Source organism: Lactobacillus kalixensis DSM 16043, from assembly GCF_001434335.1.
Lineage (GTDB): Bacteria > Bacillota > Bacilli > Lactobacillales > Lactobacillaceae > Lactobacillus > Lactobacillus kalixensis.
Map to the genome: position 1 here is coordinate 1 of NZ_AZFM01000076.1, position 1,604 is coordinate 1,604.

The window sequence follows — 1,604 nt, forward strand, 5'->3', positions numbered from 1 at the left end:
CTAAGTGTATAATTTTTTGCGGTAAGTTAAAAAGTAAATGAAAAAGAGTCAAATCCTATTAGAACTTGACTCCAAAACAAAAAGACCAGTAGTCTAATGTTAACAAACCTAAACAAACAACATTAGAGGCTGGTCTTTTATGGATATTATTATAACTGATATTGTTAAAATTATTAAGTCTGAAAGCAATGTTATTGCTCGTGAAAAAGCATTGATGTGCTATTTCTTGAACTTATTTAGAGAGGTGATGGCTGCTGCTTTAGAAGAAGTTGATGTTAGCTTAATTGAAGAAACTAAGAAGCAAGGATATCAGATCGAAAAGAAAAATAAACGCTCAATCGTTACTGCTTTTGGTGAAATCAGTTATGTCCGTAGAAGATATACTAGTTCAACTAAAAAGGCTATCTATCCTTTGGATTCACTGATGGGTTATGACAAATATAAGCGTTATAGTGTCTTAGCTGTGAAGAATATTTTACAGGTTAGCACTGTGGCCACTTACCGAAATACTGCTTTAGCAGTCAATGCTTTATCTTGTTTCAATATCAGTCACGGACAAGTTGGAAACTTGATTAAACAGGCTGGTAAAAGAATTAAATCACAGCAAGAAAGTGAAGATAGATATGATGGAGTTACAGAAAAGAGAAAGGTTCCAGTTCTGTATCTTGAAGGCGATGGTGTAATTATTAAAGGCACCAATAAACGGAGAATTGAGTTTCATCGTTATCAGGTCTGCGAAGATATTATTAACTTAAGCAAAACTCGTAGACAAAGAGTTAATGCCAAAGAATTTGTTTCTTTAAATCGTTTAGATGCCTTGCAGGAGATCAAAGAATATTTAACCAATACCTATGACCTAACAAATACAATAGTTATTAGTAATGCCGATGGCGGCGCTGGTTACGCTAAGAAAGACTTTGATGAAATAATCGGTCAATGTAAGAGACATGAGCATTTCCTTGATGTTTTTCATTTGAATCAGAAGATCAAAGATCGCTTAAAATTTATGCCAGAGATTCAAGGTAAACTGATCAGTGCACTTGAATTTAAATATGATCGTGAGCTTACCGATGTTATCTTAGATACCGCCGAAAGTAAGCTGATTGATGAGTTAGATACACCAGAAAATCATGAAAATCTAGATAGACTTCGCAATTATATCTACCGTCGATGGAATGATATCAAGCCTTTTAGAATGCGCTCTCTACCAGTAATCAAAGCTATTGGTTGTTGTGAAAGCAATCACCGAAAGTATACTTACCGAGTTAAAGGACAAGGTAAATACTGGTCAGAGGATGGTGCAGAAGGAATCTTACGTGTTCTAACTTGTATTAAGAACAATGATTTAGAATACTGGTTAAGTAGTGAATTTGAAGCAAGCAAATTTACTGAACTTAAAGAAGAACAATATAAAGGTGCAGTAAGAGCAAGCTTAAAGAAGATACATGAAGTACACGAAGGAATTCAACACGGCAGTATGGAGAATTACGTAGCCGGGAATGGATATTTGAGCAACTTTTCTCGGGCATTAAATCATATAAATCTTTAAGGAATTAAGGTTAGACTAATGGTTTATAACCTACCGCAAAAATATTGACACTTAC

1 protein-coding gene is annotated in these 1,604 nt (G+C 34.5%); it reads left to right on the forward strand.

All coding sequences use genetic code 11. The features are described from left to right. The first annotated feature begins 139 nt into the window (after window positions 1-139). Window positions 140-1,549 carry an ISLre2 family transposase gene (locus FC46_RS09775; RefSeq protein ID WP_057800226.1) on the forward strand — a complete coding sequence of 470 codons (1,410 nt, stop codon included), beginning with the start codon at window positions 140-142 and terminating at the stop codon, window positions 1,547-1,549. Window positions 1,550-1,604 lie beyond the last annotated feature (55 nt).

Coding starts and splice junctions, on each gene's coding strand:
- FC46_RS09775 (WP_057800226.1), top strand. CDS start 140: ATGGATATTATTATAACTGATATTGTTAAAATTATTAAGTCTGAAAGC.